Source organism: Paenibacillus sp. FSL H8-0034 (assembly GCF_038000305.1).
Classification (GTDB): Bacteria; Bacillota; Bacilli; order Paenibacillales; family NBRC-103111; genus Paenibacillus_S.
In genome coordinates, this window is record NZ_JBBOBS010000001.1 from 6,663,530 (window position 1) to 6,681,812 (window position 18,283).

Here is an 18,283-nt window from a genome sequence, read left to right on the forward strand (position 1 = left end):
CTTAATAGAATGTAACCGCAGCAGCGCATATTTTGTTGGGAACGAATGGCTTACGGAGTAAGTTTTCTTCGAAAACTCAGCTGTTCCTTACGAAGTAAGTTTTCTTCGAAAACTCATAAGAAGGTGATCCTTATTGAATAAGCATCGCAAGGTATCCGCTTCTTTACACCGTGCTGCCTGCCGCTGCCAACGCTCCGCCAAGCAAAAGACGGTTCGCGTCATCGTCCGCTTTGCAGGCCCTGCAAGCAAACGGCATGCCTCTTCCTTGAAGCGAAAACTGGATAAAGGCAAGCATCATTTTAAAGAAAAGGCCCATCTTAAGCTGATTGGCTCCTGGGCAGCACATGTATCCCCCGCTTGTTTGAAGGCTATTTGCTCCCATCGACACGTAGCAAAAATTGTGCTTGACCGTAAAAACCGCATCAATCTGAATGTGGCAACACCCGCTGTAGGCGCAGCCGCTGTCCGCTCGCGGGGTACCACAGGACGAGGAATCACTGTAGCGGTTCTGGATACGGGTGTAGCCCCACATCCAGATTTGACCCAACCGGCCAATCGCATCGCAGCGTTCAAAGATTTCGTAAATAACAGAACCAAGCCTTACGATGATAATGGTCATGGGACACATGTAGCAGGTGACGTCGCCGGCAATGGTTACTCCAGCAAAGGTAAATATCGAGGAACCGCACCAGGTGCCCGTATCGTCGGGGTCAAGGTATTGGATCAGCAGGGTGGGGGATACGATTCAACGATTATCAAAGGCATAGAATGGTGTGTCAATAACCGTAAACGGCTTGGTATTCGTATACTCAACCTATCTCTTGGTAAAAAAGCACTGGAGAACTGCAGTAATGACCCCTTATGTCAAGCCGTAAGCAAAGCCGTTCGGGCTGGACTTGTCGTGACGGTGTCGGCAGGCAATGAAGGGCCCGCCAAGGGCACAATTGATTCTCCGGGAATCAGTCCACTGGCTATCACTGTGGGTGCCACGAATGATCGAAACACGGTACGCGAATCGGATGATCAAATCGCCGCATTTTCCAGTCGCGGACCTGCCAAGGGCGGAGGTGTCAAACCTGATCTGGTTGCTCCCGGAACCAATATTATTTCGCTGCGCGCAGATGGCTCTGAGTTGGATCGCACGCTTCCTGGCAATCGGGTAGGTAAACGGTATTTCAAGTTGTCAGGCACCAGCTTCTCCTCTCCCATCACAGCGGGTTCCGCCGCACTACTGCTGCAGCAAAATTCCCGTCTGACACCCGCTCAAGTAAAACGATTATTACAACGCAACGCCTACTCTCTCAAGCAGTCGGTGCAGGCTCAAGGAGCGGGGGAGCTGAACATGCGGTTTGCCGCAGCCAAAGCACGCAGCCGCAAACAATCCTTGGGAGGCAAGTTCAGGTAATACCATCAGTGACCAAGTGCAGGAAGGGTCAGGATCTCTGGAGAGGTCCTGCCTGCCTGCGTGCGAAACTGCCGAGGTGTTAATCCGGTTTTTCGTTTAAATAAAGCATGAAAATATTTCATATCCTTATACCCTATAAGCTCGGCCACGGTGCTTATTTTGTCATCAGTAAGCTTCAGCAGCTCACAGCACTTTTGAATCCGCAGGAATTGAATATATTCCATATAAGTTTGGCCTGTGGCCTTTTTTATCAATCGGTGGAATTGTCTGGTGCCCAGATTGATGGATGCCGCCATTTTCGACAAGGAAGGAGGGTCTTGAAGCCGCTGGCCCAGCTCCTCCAGTACCGCTTTCAAACGATTCATTTCCAACTCTGCTTCAACGTCAGCGTGTCCTGCCGAGGATCGAACAAGACAAACAAGCAGCTGCAGCGCATAAGACAGCAGCATGATGCGGCGCGCCGGTTGGGTATCGTTAAATTCCACATACAGCTGGTGCATCAATGCACCTACTTCACCGCGCGACTCCCGATATACAAACCAGCTCTTCTCCTGATTCAAAGCCCGCAGCGCAGCAACGTCATCAGGTGCCCATAGACTGGAATCATTAGTAGCAATACGCTCGAAAAACTGGTCATGAAAAATGCAGTTATACACGATTAGGCGTTCCTTGGCCGAAGCCTGCGCAGGCCTGAACACATGGGAAACCCCGATTGGAATAAAGAAAAGATCACCCTTCTGGACAGTCACCACCTGATCGTCAATATAATGATAGCCTTTTCCTTCACTAATATAACTGACCTCAACAAAATCGTGCAGATGCTCCAACATCTCGAAGGATTCACTCGCACGATTTACATACAAAGGAAAATCAGGTCCAAAAAAAGTCTGGCCTGTCAACGAGTTGATTGATCTGCGAATGCTCATGAGATACGCTCCCCAGTCCATAATCCTTAGCTCAAACTTATTTTATAATGTCAATATACACCTATAAATATGTCAAGTCTAACCCAATCTTTTGCAGCCGAACCATACTAAAATAATTACAAATCCAAATCCACAATAAGAGGTGTATGATGCAGCCATTACAAGTTACGCAATTAACGTGCGAGTATCGCCGTAATCCTGTTGGAATTGATGTGATACAGCCAAGACTCAGCTGGAAGCTTGTTTCAGGGCGACGCAATGTGAAGCAAAACGCATATCAAATCCAGGTAGCCGCTGCTCCCGAACTGTTCGATACTCAACTCATTTGGGATACTGGCAAGGTCATCTCCGATCAATCCGTACATGTTGTGTATGAGGGAGCTGCGCTTGAGTCGCGTACCCGATACGTGTACCGCATCCGGATATGGAGCGAGCACGGTCAACACAGCGATTGGAGTGAAACCGCTTACTGGGAAACCGGCCTGCTGACACCATCGGAATGGACAGCTGACTGGATTACAGCCAGTATCCCGCGTGATCCTGAGCAAGCCGAACCTATCGACATGTTTCGGACCGTTTTTCAGATTGATGGTCAGGTCAGCAGGGCAGTCATCTATGCAACCGCGTTGGGACTCTATGAGCTTAGCCTGAATGGCAATCGGGTTGGAGATGCACTGTTTACACCTGGATGGACCAGCTATACAAGTCGGCTTCAATATCAAACCTATCCTGTGACCGAACTGCTGAAGGACGGTGGGAATGCACTTGGTTTGATGGTGGCCGACGGCTGGTACAAGGGCAATTTAGGCTGGCAGACACAGCGCAACTGCTATGGAAGCGAGCGGGCTGCACTGCTGCAGCTGCACATTACTTATGAGGATGGCAGCGAGCAGATCATCAAGACGGGCGATAACTGGAAAGCATCAGAAGGCCCCATTCGTATGTCTGAGCTGTATCACGGCGAAACCTACGATGCCAGACTTGAACAAAACGGCTGGGATACATGGGATTACGATGATTCGGGCTGGGGCGGAACCACTGTGCGCGAGCATTCCAAAGAGATCCTGATTGCCCAGGAAAATAATCCGGCACGTATTGTTGAACGGCTTCAACCTATTGAGCTGATTCGAACACCCGCCGGAGAAACCGTGCTCGATATGGGGCAAAATATGGTCGGTTGGATGCATTTTTCTGTCGAAGGCGCGGCAGGCCATACTATCACCATACAGCACGCTGAGGTACTTGATAAGGAGGGCAACTTCTATACCGGTAATTTAAGATCAGCCAAACAAACCAATGTTTATATATGCAAGGGAGAAGGCGTGGAAACCTACGAGCCGCGCTTTACGTTTCAGGGATTCCGTTATGTGAAGCTCGAAGGTTATCCCGGAGAACCGAAGCTTGAGCAGTTCACAGGATGCGTAATCACCACAGACCTGGAGACGACCGGCCATTTTGAATGCTCACATCCGTTGATTAATCAGCTGCAGCACAATATCGTATGGGGACAAATCGGAAATTTTCTCGACGTACCAACGGACTGCCCTCAACGGGATGAGCGGCTTGGCTGGACCGGAGATGCCCAGGTGTTCATCCGCACAGCGGCTTTTAACCGCAACGTAGCCCCCTTTTTCACCAAATGGGTTCGTGACCTGAAGGCAGATCAATTCCGTGACGGCGGAGTTCCTCATGTGATTCCAGATGTGCTTCCCCAGGATACGCATTCATCCTCAGCCTGGGGCGACGCTGCGGTTATATGCCCATGGACCGTGTATCTCAGCTATGGAGATAAGCGATTGCTGGCGGAGCAATATGACAGTATGAAGAGCTGGGTGGATTATATTCACAGCCAGGGTGACAACACGTATTTGTGGAACAGCGGATTTCATTTTGGGGATTGGCTCGGACTGGATGCCAAGGAAAACAGCTACAAGGGAGCAACACCGAGCGATCTGATCGCTTCAGCCTTTTATGCTTATTCCACAAGCCTGCTTGCCCAAACCGCCAAAGTGCTTGGTAAATCAAGTGACGCTGCGACTTATGAGAGCTTGTACAGTAAAATCAAGGAGCAGTTCCGCAATGAGTTCGTAACGCCTGCCGGAAGACTATGCGCCGCTACACAAACCGCACATGTGCTTGCTCTGATGTTTGATCTGGTAGAAGGCGAGCAAAAGAAACGCATTGTGCAAACGTTGGTCGAGCTTATTGAGGAGAACAGCTTCCATCTGACAACCGGCTTCGTAGGTACGCCTTATCTGTGCCATGTGTTATCCGATAATGGACAGCATGATATTGCGCTGAAGCTCGTTCTGCAGGAGAGCTACCCCTCTTGGCTGTATCCGGTTACGCAAGGCGCAACGACGATGTGGGAGCATTGGGATGGCGTGAAGGCAGACGGTTCATTTTGGAGTGATGATATGAACTCCTTCAATCACTATGCGTATGGAGCCATCGGCGATTGGCTGTATCAGGTTGTCGCCGGTCTTGATACCGACCATCAATCAACGGGCTACAAGCATATCAAGATTCGGCCGCGAGTCGGTCAAGGCTTTGAATACGCCAAGGCTTCGCTGGAGTCGATGTACGGAATGATTCATTCCGGCTGGGAACGGACCGAGCAAGGAGGATGGATCGTCAGCATTACCATCCCTGCCAATACGACTGCCGAGGTACACCTCCCTGATGCCCGGCTGGAGACTCTGCTGGAGAGTGGGCATTCGATCTTCGAAGCCGAAGGCATCTATAACCGTCAGCAATTGGCAGATGGTGTCACGATCACATTAGGCTCTGGAAGCTATCAATTCACAGCTAACCTATAATATAATCAAAGGCCCGTTATCCGGCTGAGCTGATCAGTCGGATAACGGGCCTTAACTTGGTTCGTTTGGGTGAGCGGTATTCAACTGCAGTTGTTTCGTATCAAAGACAGTTCAGCACCATACAATTCTGCTCAGTCGTTGAGGTTTATGCAGCACCTCTCTGCGGCTGTCTTTTGCTGCGCAATCTCAGCCATTTGACGATTTGTCCATAGAGGGAAACCAGCAGCCACGGAACGATCAAGCTGAGCAAAAATGCCGAAATCGTATACGCATGATAGTGCAGGATGCTGCCAGTAGCATTCGTTACGTGAGTGCGCCAATAGCTGAGCAGCGCAGGATGCATCAAATAAATGCCAAATGAAACAGCGCCCAGTGAAATAAATGCCTTGGAAAGCTTCGGAGCATACTGCAGCATCTTGCGCCCAATCCAGATAAAGCTCATCGCGGCAAACATCGGATACACGTTAAAAATAACCGTATACCAGATGCCGGTAAAGCGTATTTGACTGGATTGTTCAATTAGGAACATCCCCATAAAGCTGAGTCCGAGCAGCACGCTTAATGGTAACACCCAGCCGATGTGCCGCCCAATCCAGTTAGCAAACGTTTGATAATGTACACCTATGTATCCACCCAAAGTGAACAAGCTGAAATATGTAACACATAATGAAGCGGAATGCTCAAATGGCGCAACCGTATGCTCATACCAATAGGATGCAGCCTGTACGACTATCCCAATAATGACCAGACTGTTCATAAAGCCCTTCCAGAGCCTGCTCAGCCAGATTAATAACGGAAATACCAGATAGAACTGAACAATAATAACCATAAAATAAAGATGATACGACGCATCAGACCAAGGCAGCATACCAAGAAGCTCCTGCCAATCCCAATGCAGATGATCCGGATCGTAAATCCATTGATTATATACATAATAGAACACACACCAGAGCAGGTAAGGAAACAAGATTTGTTTCACCCTTTTTAGATAAAAAGTAACGGCCTGCTTACCGCTCCAATCATCGATATAGCGATAAAACAATACCAATCCACTTAAAAATATAAATAAAGGAACGGCAAAATTACTGAACTTGTTGATCCCTAAATACAGTGCCTGGGATGTCGAGCCTATGGGTATTTCAACTGTTGCTTCCGATGTCCCATGAATAACGAGAACAGCCAATATGGCAAAGGCTCTTACGATATCCAGTTCTATAAGCTTTGGTTTTTTTACTGTCAAAATATTTGCCTTCCCTCCGATCCGTTGTATAAACAGACCTATTGCTGATGTTTGTATACAGTAATCATCCTTCATCATACCACATGGAAGCGTTTATCAAATGTAACTTTTTTGTAAAAACTTATGTTTGCACAAAAAAACTTATATTTACTTAAAATTAATTGATTTAAAATGCATAATTACTTATAATCAACATAGAACATAATGACCACCGCTAACCCCACCCCACGGAAAAGGAGGCTTAACATGTATCAGGAAGAACGGTTGATCGGGATCATGGAATTTTTACAGGTCCATCACCGGGTCAGCATTGAAAATATATGCGAGCTGTTCGACATTTCACGAGACACTGCACGCAGAGACATTATTAAGCTTGAGGAGCAGGGTCACATTCTCCGTACACGCGGCGGCGCTATCCTGCCTACATTGTCCCGCACCATCGCCAACTACAATGAACGGCTTCACGATCAAGCGACTACGAATTCCAAAAGAGCCATCGGCCAGCTTGCCGCCTCTCTGCTGCATGATGGTGATTATTTACTGCTAGACGCTTCTACAACCGTACAAAGCGCCGCTGAACAAATCCGTACGAAGGACCATGTTGTTGTTACGAATTCCATAGATATTGCCAGTATTCTCAATCAAAAGGAAAATATTGCTGTCCATTTGCTTGGAGGGATGCTTCATCCGGAGCATCGCTTCATATATGGTGCTAGAGCGCTAAGCAATCTCAAGGATTATCACGTACACAAGCTGCTGCTCGGAACGTGTGCGATCACTGAGGATGGCATTACGGACCCTTATGAAGAAGAAGGCTATATTACCAAGGAAATGATGCGCCGCAGCGATCAGGTCATATTGCTTGCCGACCATACCAAGTTCGGTAAAAAGCATTTTCACCGAATCTCGGGACTCGATCGCATCGACATTCTCATCACCGATCGCGAGCCAGAGGATGCCATGAAGGAAACCTTGCTTAAGCACCAGATCGACATCATGATTGCCAAAGGAGATACAGAAATATGATCAAATTAATTATCAGTGATTTGGATGGAACCCTTTTGCATAATAGCCGCCATATTAAACCAGAGGATCAAGCTGCCCTTCATAATGCCTTAGCTAGTGGAATTACGGTCAGCTTTGCATCTGGACGGATGCACCCTGAAATTGTCCATGTTAGCAATCGGCTTGGGCTGTCCGCACACGCAGTCTCTCAAAACGGTGCCTTTGTGCACACCAAGGACCACGAGATTATCCTGCAGGACATCTTCGAAACCTCATTAGTCCGACAACTCGCACAGGCTGCTGAGGGTACATCCATTTACACTTTGCTGAACGGTCCAGACTATTATGTCACGACAGTTATGAACGAAGGCTACGCTGCTATTGAAGCCAATTTATTAGCTCCTCTGCGCGTCATGCCACATGCCGTCGAAGCGCTCGGGAGCGAGCTGATGTGCTGCAAGGTATCGTATCAGGGAGAGATGGAGCATCTGCTTGCCTTTAAACAGGAATTGTTATCCACTCATGGCGACAAGATTGATGCTTATATTTCTGATGTGCGCTGTATGGACGTTATGCCCCGCCATGTTTCCAAAGGTGCAGGCATTCAGACGCTGCTGTCGTACTCCGGCATACGTGCGGATGAAACGATCTGTATAGGCGATTCTTTTAACGACATCTCGATGTTCGGTACAATCCCCAATAGCTTCGCAATGAGTACCAGTCATCCTGAAGTTCAGGCCAATGCCGCGTATGTTGTGGATAGTGTGGCGGAGGCTATTGCCTGGGCTCTTCAAACGAACGCCGGCAATATCGATACGAAAGCGAAGCATACATGAAACGATTAATCTGGATTTGCTGCTGCTTCTACTTACTCATCGGAATTACTTCGGTTGTGATTGCTGCACTTTTACCTGAACTCCTTTCCCACTATGGACGCAATTATGCCGATGGTGGCAATCTTATATTTGCACAGTTTTGTGGATTTCTGCTAGGTGTGCTTACCCAGCCCCTATTGTCCAAAAAGTTCGGACGGTCCCGTATGCTGTCCTTTACGTTATGGTTTATTTTTGCCGGGTTCATCGTAATTGCAATACTTCCACCATGGACGATTGTGTTGTGCTTTATACCTTTGGTCGGATTTGGCTCAGGAATTATTGAATCCACCATAGGGGCGATGATTATTGACGCAGTAAAAGATCGAACAGCCGTAGCTTTAAGCCGGTTGGAGGTGTTTTACGGGGTTGGAGCGTTATCGATGCCGATTATAATCAGTATTCTGATTGCTTCGGGCTATTGGAAAATAAGCTTCTATGCTACCTGCTTGTTCGCACTGCTTCTGGCGTGGGCCTGGTCGCGATTCACCTCCACTCATGGACATCTTTTGGTTAACAAAAAAAGTAATGAATCACATTCTGTAATAGCATCTACTGTTAATCGTGGATTTGTGCCTTTGGCTATGGTTAGCACTTGTGTCCTCTTGTTCTTCGTGTATGTCGGTCTCGAGATGAGTCTTGTTAATTTCCTGCCTTCCATTTTACTGGAAACGATGAAGCTGGACGCCGCGTTCGCCGCGCTTAGTGTCAGCTTTTATTGGGGAGCCATGATTGTCGGCAGACTCGTATGTGGGTTATTAGCCGAGAAATTTGGTTATCCGCGATATTTGCTATGGAGCACCCTTGGTACGTTTATCGTGCTGATCTGCTTCCTGTTCGTCACAACAGCCTGGGCCGCGTTCGCAATAATTACATTAATGGGACTCTTAATGTCCGGTTTGTTCGCAATTGCACTTATCTACTCCAATAGTCTGTTTCCCGGACGTACGGAACAAACCACAAGCAAGCTGATTGCTGCCAGTGGCCTTGGCGGGGCCTGCATGTCCTGGCTGACAGGCCGGTTTATGGAGCAGACGTCCATCACCTTCACGCTTTATTTTCTCGTTGGACTGTCAGCTTTGATGGTGCTGCTAATTGTGATTATGATGAGAATGAGGCCGGTTCAAGCTACGGCTGCTGCCTCACCGCAGAGAGCATGATCTAGACCAAGCACAACAAATAACGCCACGCTTGCTCTTCATTGAGCCAAACGTGGCGTATTTATGTATTGTAGCCTATCCAGCAGCTCTCATTTAACTTCCTCTGCTCATTCATAACTCGTCTGCGTTCTCATTCATAGATGGCTCCGCCAGTTGCGCCATCAGGGTATACATAAGTACATAAGCATGTCCTTTATAATTTAATATTGCATATTCGTTGTCTAATTTCTTCTCCTGTCCATTCAATTCAAACCCGACGGGGAACAAATAGGCTTGAATGGTGTCCGATGCGTAAGTGGCAGTCGAAGCCGTTACAAGAATACCGCATGCCAAACCAAGAAAGAATTTTTTCAACCCAAATCCCCCTTAAATCAAAAATTGAAAAACAACACTTGCAATTCTTATAATTCCCAGTATAATACTAGGTATAAGAATATTAAAGATTCGGAATGGAGTGTTGATCCTTATGACGACCCCAATACTAACGAAATTAACCCAAGCGTGGGTAGATGATTATTTGGATCTCTACAACTACGCCAAACATATAGGTGATACAGCATGGCAGCAGCAAATCATAGAAGCATTAAGTCATAAAGATATGATTATTCAAAATCAGGTACAAGAAATGCAGGAAAAACTCAAGCAGGATCTTTGGAAAATGTTCGATGCCGTTAACCGTAATATGCTGCAAATCTATGAAGAGTTACGCAAAAGTCAGGATATCAAGCAGGTAGAGGATTTGAGAAAGCAAGTGTGGGAGTTAAAATCGCAGCGGATCGATATTTCCAGAAAAATCAGAAGAAGTTAATCGAATTAAAAAGCGAGTCATATATAATGGCATGCAGACGACCGCTCTGCCAGTGGGATGGAACGAAGGGCTAGCAGTGAACTGCAAAGCCGGCGGAAATCAATAGCATGCAGCTATCTGCTCTGCTCTTAACATCACATATTCATCAGCCAATGAATATGTTACTTCATGATTTACATCGAAGTTTGTTTCATTTCACGCATCATATTCATCATCATGGTCATCATCTCGTCACACTCTTGCATTTTGGACATCATCATGCTTGTATCCATATCCTGCATCATGTTCATCTCGGACATCTTGTCCATCATCATTTTCATGGATTTCATTTTGCACATCATGTCTTCCATGCACATACCCATCATCATTTCCATACACATTTTTTCCATGTTAGCTGCCTCCCTTCGACTATGATTGAGGTTACCAATTATTAGGCACTTCTGTAAGATACTATATTTAGCATAATAAATCAATAACTTTCTTGATTTATTACAATTCCTGTGATAATATATATGGCTTAATTCTTATTAAACACATAGGATTAAGTAATCTAGTAGACATTAAAAAAACGTGAGCGGCATTCAACTCACGTTTTTTCGTATGCCTTTATTTTAACCTTTAACCAGGATTTCGCTGTTAATGTATCATCGTCATCTATGGGCTTTCGTCTCCGCTTGCACTCAAACTATCGTCCACATCCGTGGATGCCTCCTCTGCAAATTCCTGATTATAATTTGGCATTACACTTGGCTGCAGATATGGCGAATCCATACTTTTGGCCAAATACTGCTTCCCGAACAGTGTATCGTATTGCATAAGCTGATATTTGTTCACATCATCTTTAAGGCTATCGGGTACAGCTTGGTACATATTCTGATCAGCATCCACGACCAGATTCCGCAGCATCGCAGGCATCTTGCGGGATAATTCCTCGTTATAGGCAAGTGTCGCCGGAAGCTCCATACCCATTTGATTCAACATGTAAGCACCAAGAAAGGAATTACTCAGCACCGGGATTTGTTCCTTCGGCAAATCTACGTTAGACCATGTTACAAATGGCACACTATGCATCCTTCTAAGATCATCAAGTGACCATTCCTCTGACTTGCTGCTTTGAATAAAACCGGTCTGTGCATACACATCATAATCATAGCCCATCATCGGTAGATGATCGCCATAAAATACGATCACTGTAGGTTGACCTGTCTCCGTAAAGTGATCGATCAGCTTCTGCAGGCTGGCGTCCGCATCATATACACCCTGCGTGTACGTTTCCAGTGTATTCTTCGCATCCGGCGTCAAGCTGCCTTCAGCTTGAATCTCATTCGTACCGTAACGGTTATCATCGTAAGGACCATGATTTTGCATTGTCACCGCATAGATGAAATTCGGTTGTTTCGTGTTGTCGACCTGCTGAATGATACTGTTGGCAACTTCATCGTCAGAGATAAAATCGCCTTTGTATTGCGGATTCTGGAATTGATCCTTGCTCATGAAGCTTTCAAAACCCATTTGTTTATAAACATTCTCGCGGTTCCAGAACCATCCTTCGTAGGAGTGAATAGCCATACTTTTATAGCCTTGCTCTTCAAAATATCCGGCAAGACTCGGAATAGGCCTGGAAATATACTGCTGATAAGGGACGGAGCCTGCCGGTAGAAAGCTCATCGATTGCCCAGTTAATACCTCATACTCCACGTTGCTTGTTCCTCCCCCGAATTGTGGCGAGAGCAAATAACCCGAAGTGGACTCCTGCTGCAATCGGTGAACCGTAGGCAGCGGGTCTTTACTGAATTCAACACCTGGCAGCAGCGTTGGGTCCCAGAACGCTTCGTTCATAATAAAGATAACGTTCGGTTGCACCGCTTGATCTGCACTTATTTTTGCTGAAGCGGTCTGCACTCCGGCCTGATTTTGCATTAACGACTGTGCCAAACTTGCCATAGAGGGATCGTCATAGCCAGACGGTTTGGGAACAATTGCGTTTTTTACATTCATGGTAAAAGCCAGAGCCATCCCGTTATTTCCATAGTTCTCGGACTGGTTCCATACGATCTCATTTGCACCCATCTTACCCATCAGCTGACTGGCAAGGGGCGCATTCACACCAAACGAATACAACGCGGCAGCAGCCAACACACCAACAACAATTCGCGTTCCTCCGATCCGCAAACGCATCTTGGGCAGCTTAAATGACAGTATGATGAGCATCAAGACTACGCCCAGCATCGTTCCAATGCGCAGCAAAGCCGATTTATTGGTCACCAGTGGCAATATGTTCATACTTTCTTTATTGAGGAAAATATCCCACGGAAAAAATGGCTCGCCAATCAACTTTACTTTAAAGTAACTGACAAACGACATTGAACAGAGCAGCAATAAGGCCAGCGCGACAGAAAATAATAAATTACCAGCCAGCACATAAATCAACAACAAGACAAACAAGTCCAATAAGGCATTCATCGCTACCAATTTCGGGTTCTGAACGAACCATATCCACGTTTCATTCAAGCTTCCGCGTTGAATATATTCCACACCGAATACTAATACTAAGGGCATAATTATACATGTGATGAACGTCCAGAAAGAACTCCACTGCCAATTCGGTGAGGACTTAACATGCTTCTTCTTATTTTTTAAACGACGCATGATCTCTGCACTCCTAACCCGTGTTATTCTATTTCTTTTGTACGAATTACATATTTGTAAAGCTATTGTAAACTCTGAATATTAAATTAAGATGAAATTAAGCCTATTTATCATCTAATTCCATAATTAACTTTAATTTACATTATAATTAAAGAAGCAATTTTTCTAGAAACCAGCGCTTTTACATAACAAAAAAAGACCAGGCATTATAAGCTGCCTAATCTTTGTTATACAGGGCCTATTCATATGTATGTCTGGCAAGCAAGATCATCTAAAGTTTATCCTTCATTGTTCAATGCGTAATCATAGGAAAGCACAGCCTGCAAATTATAGGGATCCGGGATTGCCAGCCAGCCAGCATGCTCAATAGGCTCATAACTTATCCTGAATCGATATCCGTCGAAGCTGAATATAGTCTGTCGGATATCATCCTGTTCCGGATCACGTCGATCCAATCCATCTGCGGCTTGATCAGCTTGCAGTAAACCTGCAAATGGAGGCATTCTGTACGCCTGATAGTGGAGAAAAAATTCCATCCGATACTGCTGCCAGCTTTGAATATGCTGCTGTAAGGACTGAACAAAGGCTTGACGCTGGTCCAGCTTGAATTGCTCTCGAACCGACCGGGTGATGATCATTTGGTGCAGCACAGGAGCTATGTTCTTGGCAACCGTATCGATCAACAATACCTCTTCTTCAGTAAGAGATGAAGCTGCTTCCAGCACAATTAAAAAACCTTTGGGATACGGGTCCTCCGCCAGCACAATTCGATTGCCAACTGTAAGAGGCGCAAGCACCGCACAATTCCCAGCACCCATCCATTGTAGCACTTCGTCTGAAAAAAAGCGCGCAGCCCCATCAGCCATATAGTCGAACAAGGTTTCCCCTTCGATACATGGCTCTAGCCATTCTGGTAGCGGCAGCGACAATACAGTTCTGCCTTTGGGATCAGCTTCCCAACCGATCGTATCCGCCACCAAATAATCATCTCCTGAACGAAGGCAAATCAGAGCTTTGCGCACACCAAAGGATACCTGCAGCGTTTTGAGCGTAAAATAGCATAGCTCCTCACTTGTTGTGCATTCGTTAAGATTTCGAACCAATTTGTTCAGCGTCGATAGCAGCTTCAGCTTGTTTTCCGCACTTTCCCGCTGTCTATGAACCTCTTGAAACAGCATGGCATTGGAGATCGCAATAAACGTTGAGGTCGCCAAAGATTCTATCAATTCAAAGGTAGACTCGTCGTAGACACGATCATTGACAGGTCGGCTGAGCGTTACCATACCTATAATGTGATCCTTCACAATCAGTATGATGTACTCGGCCTCCAGATCACGCAGCTGCTCGCTGCTCACGAATAGTGCTTGAATTTGTTCCTGGTCATGCTCCGTATGAAGGACGATCGGCCCATTGTAAGCTTGCGTGTGAAGCTCAAAATCACCATGGTAGGGTTCGTAGGAGGATACATTCCGATATCCGGTAATTCGCAATCGGCCTGTGATCGGATCGACCACGCCAAAGGAGGTAATTTGGCTGGAGGACACCTCGCTGAACACATCTGTAGCAATCTCATGAAGTCGATGCAGCGTTACTTCGGAGAGCAGTGCTTTGGTACTGTGGTGAATAGCGAACAGATTAAAGATCTTCTGATCGAGCTTATGATTGGATTGCTGCAAATCGGCAAAATGCTGGCTATTTTCCATTGAATTGTTAATCAGCCGCATTAACGTATCTGACATCACAATATCCTCATCGGTAAACTGACCCATGATTTTGCCGTTGGATACGATAAATCCGTGCAGCTCATCATCAATCATCAAAGGCATAGCCCATTTCATCTGGAAATGATCGACTTCCCGCTGTTCAAAAAAAGTATTAAAATCATTACGCACGGTTCGACCGTGAAAGGTGACCAATCTTCGCAGCTTACCTGTATAAGGTATAAAGTATTCCTTGTCTGCGTACAGCCTTTTTTGCCTCATTACGAATCGCTCTCCATCCCTGATAAATAGGGCAGACGCGTTCAATGTCAAAATTTCGTTAACAAATTCAAATGAAAATTCGCTAAGCTGGTTCAAATGAAATCGTTGAGTAAAGAACTCGATGGCTAATAGCAAGCCTTCAAAGCGGTAAAAGGTATGGTTATCGTCTCCCAGGTCTAAATGTAGATTTGAAGAAGTCACCCTATCATCCCCTTTGATTTTATTCATAAAACAGCTTGTTTTCACTCACATAAAAACTGCCCGTCGTGATTCGCTCGATATGCTTTTCCATTTCTTTGATCTGCAGGATGGTACGCGGAAAAGCTTTTTGAACAATAGAAATTTCGCCATCGCCTTTTGCGCTCAAATAGGCCATCAGCTTTTTCCGCGCCTCCTCTAATTGGTGGATCTTGTCAACCGAGGACTCCTGTTTGGACCAATAGTAAATAAAATCCTTTTTTTGTGTGCCCTTCAGATTATCACCATTGTCCCCACTATCCCCGAATAAATCGACTTCTTTTCTGATTTTTTCTATTTCTGCCAGCAAGGTCTGGTACTCCTTCAACAACTCATCCAGCTCCTGCTTTACCTGAGCCCGGTTAAAACCTTCGATCTGAACAACCGTCGGCCGTTCCATTTCATTGCCTATAAATGCTGAGACTACCTGGACCTTCGCTTGAACGAGGCCGCCAATAATTTTCCCCCTTGATTTGTCCAGATATACATATTTGGCATACAGCTTGCTGCCCATCGAATACAAGCCGATATGAATTTTTTCACCCGCACGTATCGTACAATCGTTGGCAAGCTTGACGAATACATGATTTGCTGCCGAAATCACCGTTCGGTCCTTGCCGAAGATTCCACCTTTAATGAAGATATCTCCGTTTTCCGACGTGATGCTTTCCGCAGCTCCGATACCCATTTGGCCCAAAACCGAAATATCCTGAGTAGCGGTTACCGAAAATCCATCCATAATCGTTCCTGTGATTTGCACACTTCCGTCATAATCAATATTACCCGTCTTAGGTCCTACGTCCCCCCGGATGGTCAGTACGCGTTGAACTTCAATGGTACGTCCTGCTTTTGCAACTGCACCGTTTATTTTGGCGCGCAGCACGATCTTGCCATCCTCCTGAGCCTCTTGTACCGTTTCTTTATCGTAAAACAGCGGTTTGTCGCGTCCTTTTCTTGCTGGCAGAATGACTCCCTTGAGGTTGCGCCCCGGCATTCCAAGCGTGGCAGGTATCTTCTCACCCAACCAATCGCCTTCTTCCACTTCATCAATGAAATTCAATTCATAATAATCTACGGTACCGTCCTGATGGATGGTAGGCTTTCTCTCAGATAACTCATAATACTGGATCACGGCGTCTACACCCTCAACAGGCTGAATCCCTTGTGCGATCAACACTTCCTGCTTCGTAAATGGTCCATTCAACGCATCATACAAAATACCTTCGGCGACTCCCTGCTGCTGCAGCGCTTTGAGAACAACCCCAGTCAGCTCCTGCCGTTTCGACTCGTATTCGTCCTCACTGAGATGAAACCGTATGGTGGCTCTCATATAATCAGGGCTAATCACAAGCTCGTACTCGGGCTTCAATCGCCCCACTTCAGTCCGTTCCGGGAGATTCTGCTGAATAGCTTTGCGCAGACTGCCAAATTGAGTAATTTGCACCCGCGGCACGGCTTGAAGCACCTGCTCAAATTCCGTAAAAGGATAGTCAGGGGCACACACCGATATATAAACCCGGTTGTCTACAGACGATAAAGTGAAATACTCATTCATGTATATTTGCATAGAGTCCACCTCCTCCATCTCTCCTATGTAAAATTAGACAAAATTCGCCTATTCCCTTCCGACCATAGGTATTTTGTCTCAAATTTAACAAAAAAAATATATCTGTTTTAAAATTCGAGGCTCTTGCATATTGCGTTTTATAACGTGTCGGACATTTTCTTTTCACCAAGGGTAAAAGGCCCTCATATGATGCAGTAGATCACTTGATAAGTCATACAAGTCGGCGCCAGGAAGGAGTTGCAAGAGTGAAAAGAACGAAGGTCAAGATTCAAATCCAACCTGCCGGTCTGCAGATAGACGATCACACGATCATGCTTAGCGATTCTTTGATGAAAAGATGGAAGTTAACTGCTCAATCATCATTGCAGCTGCGTTTTGGATCAGCCAAGCATGAGGTGAAGGTCATTCCCTTGTCGCAAGCCGGTGTCCTTCGGATCCCTGACTCCATAGCCGCTAAGTGGGGGCTTGTCCATGGCATACCGCTATGCCTTCATTATAAATCGTCCACGCGTTCGCTCCACATCGGCCCTTTGATCGGCGTGATGGTCAGCCGTGTGCATGCGGGTTCCCCGGAGCGACCCTTCGGTGCGGTCACCGCATTTTGCAGGGAAATGGACGATGCGTGCCGTCTATACGGAGCCGCTGTTTACTTCGTTACCCCCGATGAGGTTAACGGTCATGGCGAGACGGTTAGAGGCTGGCATTATGCCGGCAAATGGATTAAACGCGCTTTTCCGCTGCCCCATATCATTTATAATCGCCTAACCTCACGTAAACTGGAAAATCGCGCAAACGTTCAGCAATTTATACGCCATGCAAAAACGCAAAACCAGGCTGTACTCTTTAATGAGAAGTATTTAAACAAGACCGAGGTATTTGACGCTCTTCGCAAGGAAAGCGGCCTTCAAGTTTATTTGCCGGAATCGCACCTGCTGCACAACGTCCAGCAGTTGAAAATGATGTGCACCAAATATAACACGGTCTTTTTGAAGCCGATTACCGGCAGCCTGGGAAAAGGCATCATTCGTATCAAGCGAAAAATTGATGGTGGCTTCCTATGTCAATTTGCTAACCGGAGCGGTGCAAGTAAACTAACCTTCGGCAATTCAGGCCAATTGGCAAATGCCTTTATTAAAAAGATCAAGCGTCAGCGCTATCAAATTCAGCAGGGGCTTTCATTGATCTCGGTAGGCGGGCGGCCGGTGGACTTCCGCGCTCTGGTACAGCTCAACGATGTCGGACAATGGAGTATCACTTCAATTGTAGCAAGAACAGCAGGAGGTCATCACTTTGTTTCCAACCTGGCTCGGGGAGGCAGCCTGTCGACCGTCAGGGAAGCGTTGGCCCGTTCCAATTCAACCTCAGCCTCTGGTGGAGCGCTGAAGCTGAGACGTGCGGCTTTGGCTATTGCCAAAGGGATCGAAAACCAGATCACAGGACATTTTGCCGAGTTAGGCATTGATTTGGCTCTGGACACACAAGGAAAAGTATGGCTGCTGGAAGTTAATTCCAAGCCGTCAAAAGAAGATAATACCGCTCTCTCCACATCACGAGCTATTAGGCCATCCGTGAAGAAGGTCGTGCAGTACTCGCGCTATGCGGCAAAGTTTTGA

Annotated in this window: 14 protein-coding genes; 7 read left to right on the plus strand and 7 right to left on the minus strand. The window is 46.4% G+C overall.

All coding sequences use genetic code 11. The annotated features are described in order from the left end of the window. Positions 1-133: 133 nt before the first annotated feature. Entirely contained in the window at positions 134-1,405 is a 1,272-nt protein-coding gene (locus NST47_RS29865; protein WP_341158387.1) for a S8 family peptidase, read from the plus strand. A gap of 5 nt (positions 1,406-1,410) precedes the next feature. Here NST47_RS29865 and NST47_RS29870 read toward each other — a convergent pair whose 3' ends face one another. Further along, positions 1,411-2,331, minus strand: coding sequence for an AraC family transcriptional regulator (locus tag NST47_RS29870; RefSeq protein ID WP_341158388.1), 921 nt, complete (start codon positions 2,329-2,331; stop codon positions 1,411-1,413). Positions 2,332-2,480: 149 nt separating this feature from the next. Between NST47_RS29870 and NST47_RS29875 the strand changes: the two genes are divergently transcribed. Further along, positions 2,481-5,150: a family 78 glycoside hydrolase catalytic domain gene (locus NST47_RS29875; protein ID WP_341158389.1), complete on the plus strand. Its 2,670-nt coding sequence runs from the start codon at positions 2,481-2,483 to the stop codon at positions 5,148-5,150. A 145-nt stretch (positions 5,151-5,295) separates the two neighbouring features. On the opposite strand, the gene NST47_RS29880 is transcribed toward NST47_RS29875, so the two are convergent. Further along, positions 5,296-6,390 (minus strand): acyltransferase, encoded by a 1,095-nt coding sequence (locus tag NST47_RS29880; protein WP_341158390.1) that lies wholly within the window; start codon positions 6,388-6,390, stop codon positions 5,296-5,298. A gap of 246 nt (positions 6,391-6,636) precedes the next feature. Here NST47_RS29880 and NST47_RS29885 point away from each other — a divergent pair, with 246 nt between their 5' ends. From NST47_RS29885 to NST47_RS29895, 3 genes are read left to right on the plus strand one after another with little or no spacing between them, the layout of a single operon-like run. After that, a complete protein-coding gene (locus NST47_RS29885) occupies positions 6,637-7,416 on the plus strand; it encodes a DeoR/GlpR family DNA-binding transcription regulator (RefSeq protein ID WP_341158391.1) in 780 nt (259 codons plus the stop codon). After that, on the plus strand, positions 7,413-8,231 hold the full coding sequence (locus NST47_RS29890; RefSeq protein WP_341158392.1) for an HAD family hydrolase: 819 nt from the start codon (positions 7,413-7,415) through the stop codon (positions 8,229-8,231). Before NST47_RS29885 ends, NST47_RS29890 begins: the two co-directional genes overlap by 4 nt. Next, positions 8,228-9,427 (plus strand): MFS transporter, encoded by a 1,200-nt coding sequence (locus NST47_RS29895; protein WP_341158393.1) that lies wholly within the window; start codon positions 8,228-8,230, stop codon positions 9,425-9,427. The genes NST47_RS29890 and NST47_RS29895 overlap by 4 nt, the downstream gene beginning before the upstream one ends. Before the next feature lie 111 nt (positions 9,428-9,538). Here NST47_RS29895 and NST47_RS29900 read toward each other — a convergent pair whose 3' ends face one another. Further along, on the minus strand, positions 9,539-9,781 hold the full coding sequence (locus NST47_RS29900; protein WP_341158394.1) for a hypothetical protein: 243 nt from the start codon (positions 9,779-9,781) through the stop codon (positions 9,539-9,541). A 112-nt stretch (positions 9,782-9,893) separates the two neighbouring features. Between NST47_RS29900 and NST47_RS29905 the strand changes: the two genes are divergently transcribed. Next, complete coding sequence (locus tag NST47_RS29905) at positions 9,894-10,235, plus strand: hypothetical protein (protein ID WP_341158395.1); 342 nt, start codon at positions 9,894-9,896, stop codon at positions 10,233-10,235. Between the two features lie 173 nt (positions 10,236-10,408). Here the strand turns inward: NST47_RS29905 and NST47_RS29910 are convergent, their stop codons facing one another. From NST47_RS29910 to NST47_RS29925, 4 genes are all read right to left on the minus strand, one after another. After that, positions 10,409-10,624 (minus strand): hypothetical protein, encoded by a 216-nt coding sequence (locus tag NST47_RS29910; protein ID WP_076233136.1) that lies wholly within the window; start codon positions 10,622-10,624, stop codon positions 10,409-10,411. 265 nt (positions 10,625-10,889) lie between these two features. Continuing rightward, complete coding sequence (locus NST47_RS29915) at positions 10,890-12,884, minus strand: sulfatase-like hydrolase/transferase (RefSeq protein ID WP_341158396.1); 1,995 nt, start codon at positions 12,882-12,884, stop codon at positions 10,890-10,892. Positions 12,885-13,162: 278 nt separating this feature from the next. Further along, positions 13,163-15,094, minus strand: a complete 1,932-nt coding sequence (locus tag NST47_RS29920; RefSeq protein ID WP_341158397.1) for a GAF domain-containing protein — start codon at positions 15,092-15,094, stop codon at positions 13,163-13,165. Continuing rightward, on the minus strand, positions 15,087-16,670 hold the full coding sequence (locus NST47_RS29925) for a DUF342 domain-containing protein (protein WP_341158398.1): 1,584 nt from the start codon (positions 16,668-16,670) through the stop codon (positions 15,087-15,089). The genes NST47_RS29920 and NST47_RS29925 overlap by 8 nt, the downstream gene beginning before the upstream one ends. 245 nt (positions 16,671-16,915) lie before the next feature. On the opposite strand from NST47_RS29925, the gene NST47_RS29930 reads away from it, so the two are divergent. Further along, positions 16,916-18,283, plus strand: coding sequence for a YheC/YheD family endospore coat-associated protein (locus NST47_RS29930; RefSeq protein WP_341158399.1), 1,368 nt, complete (start codon positions 16,916-16,918; stop codon positions 18,281-18,283).

What these genes read in the sequence shown, in the direction of transcription:
- NST47_RS29870 (WP_341158388.1), bottom strand. Translation starts at nt 2,331, where the DNA reads ATGAGCATTCGCAGATCAATCAACTCGTTGACAGGCCAGACTTTTTTT.
- NST47_RS29875 (WP_341158389.1), top strand. Translation starts at nt 2,481, where the DNA reads ATGCAGCCATTACAAGTTACGCAATTAACGTGCGAGTATCGCCGTAAT.
- NST47_RS29885 (WP_341158391.1), top strand. Translation starts at nt 6,637, where the DNA reads ATGTATCAGGAAGAACGGTTGATCGGGATCATGGAATTTTTACAGGTC.
- NST47_RS29890 (WP_341158392.1), top strand. Translation starts at nt 7,413, where the DNA reads ATGATCAAATTAATTATCAGTGATTTGGATGGAACCCTTTTGCATAAT.
- NST47_RS29895 (WP_341158393.1), top strand. Translation starts at nt 8,228, where the DNA reads ATGAAACGATTAATCTGGATTTGCTGCTGCTTCTACTTACTCATCGGA.
- NST47_RS29905 (WP_341158395.1), top strand. Translation starts at nt 9,894, where the DNA reads ATGACGACCCCAATACTAACGAAATTAACCCAAGCGTGGGTAGATGAT.
- NST47_RS29910 (WP_076233136.1), bottom strand. Translation starts at nt 10,624, where the DNA reads ATGGAAAAAATGTGTATGGAAATGATGATGGGTATGTGCATGGAAGAC.
- NST47_RS29915 (WP_341158396.1), bottom strand. Translation starts at nt 12,884, where the DNA reads ATGCGTCGTTTAAAAAATAAGAAGAAGCATGTTAAGTCCTCACCGAAT.
- NST47_RS29920 (WP_341158397.1), bottom strand. Translation starts at nt 15,094, where the DNA reads ATGAATAAAATCAAAGGGGATGATAGGGTGACTTCTTCAAATCTACAT.
- NST47_RS29925 (WP_341158398.1), bottom strand. Translation starts at nt 16,670, where the DNA reads ATGCAAATATACATGAATGAGTATTTCACTTTATCGTCTGTAGACAAC.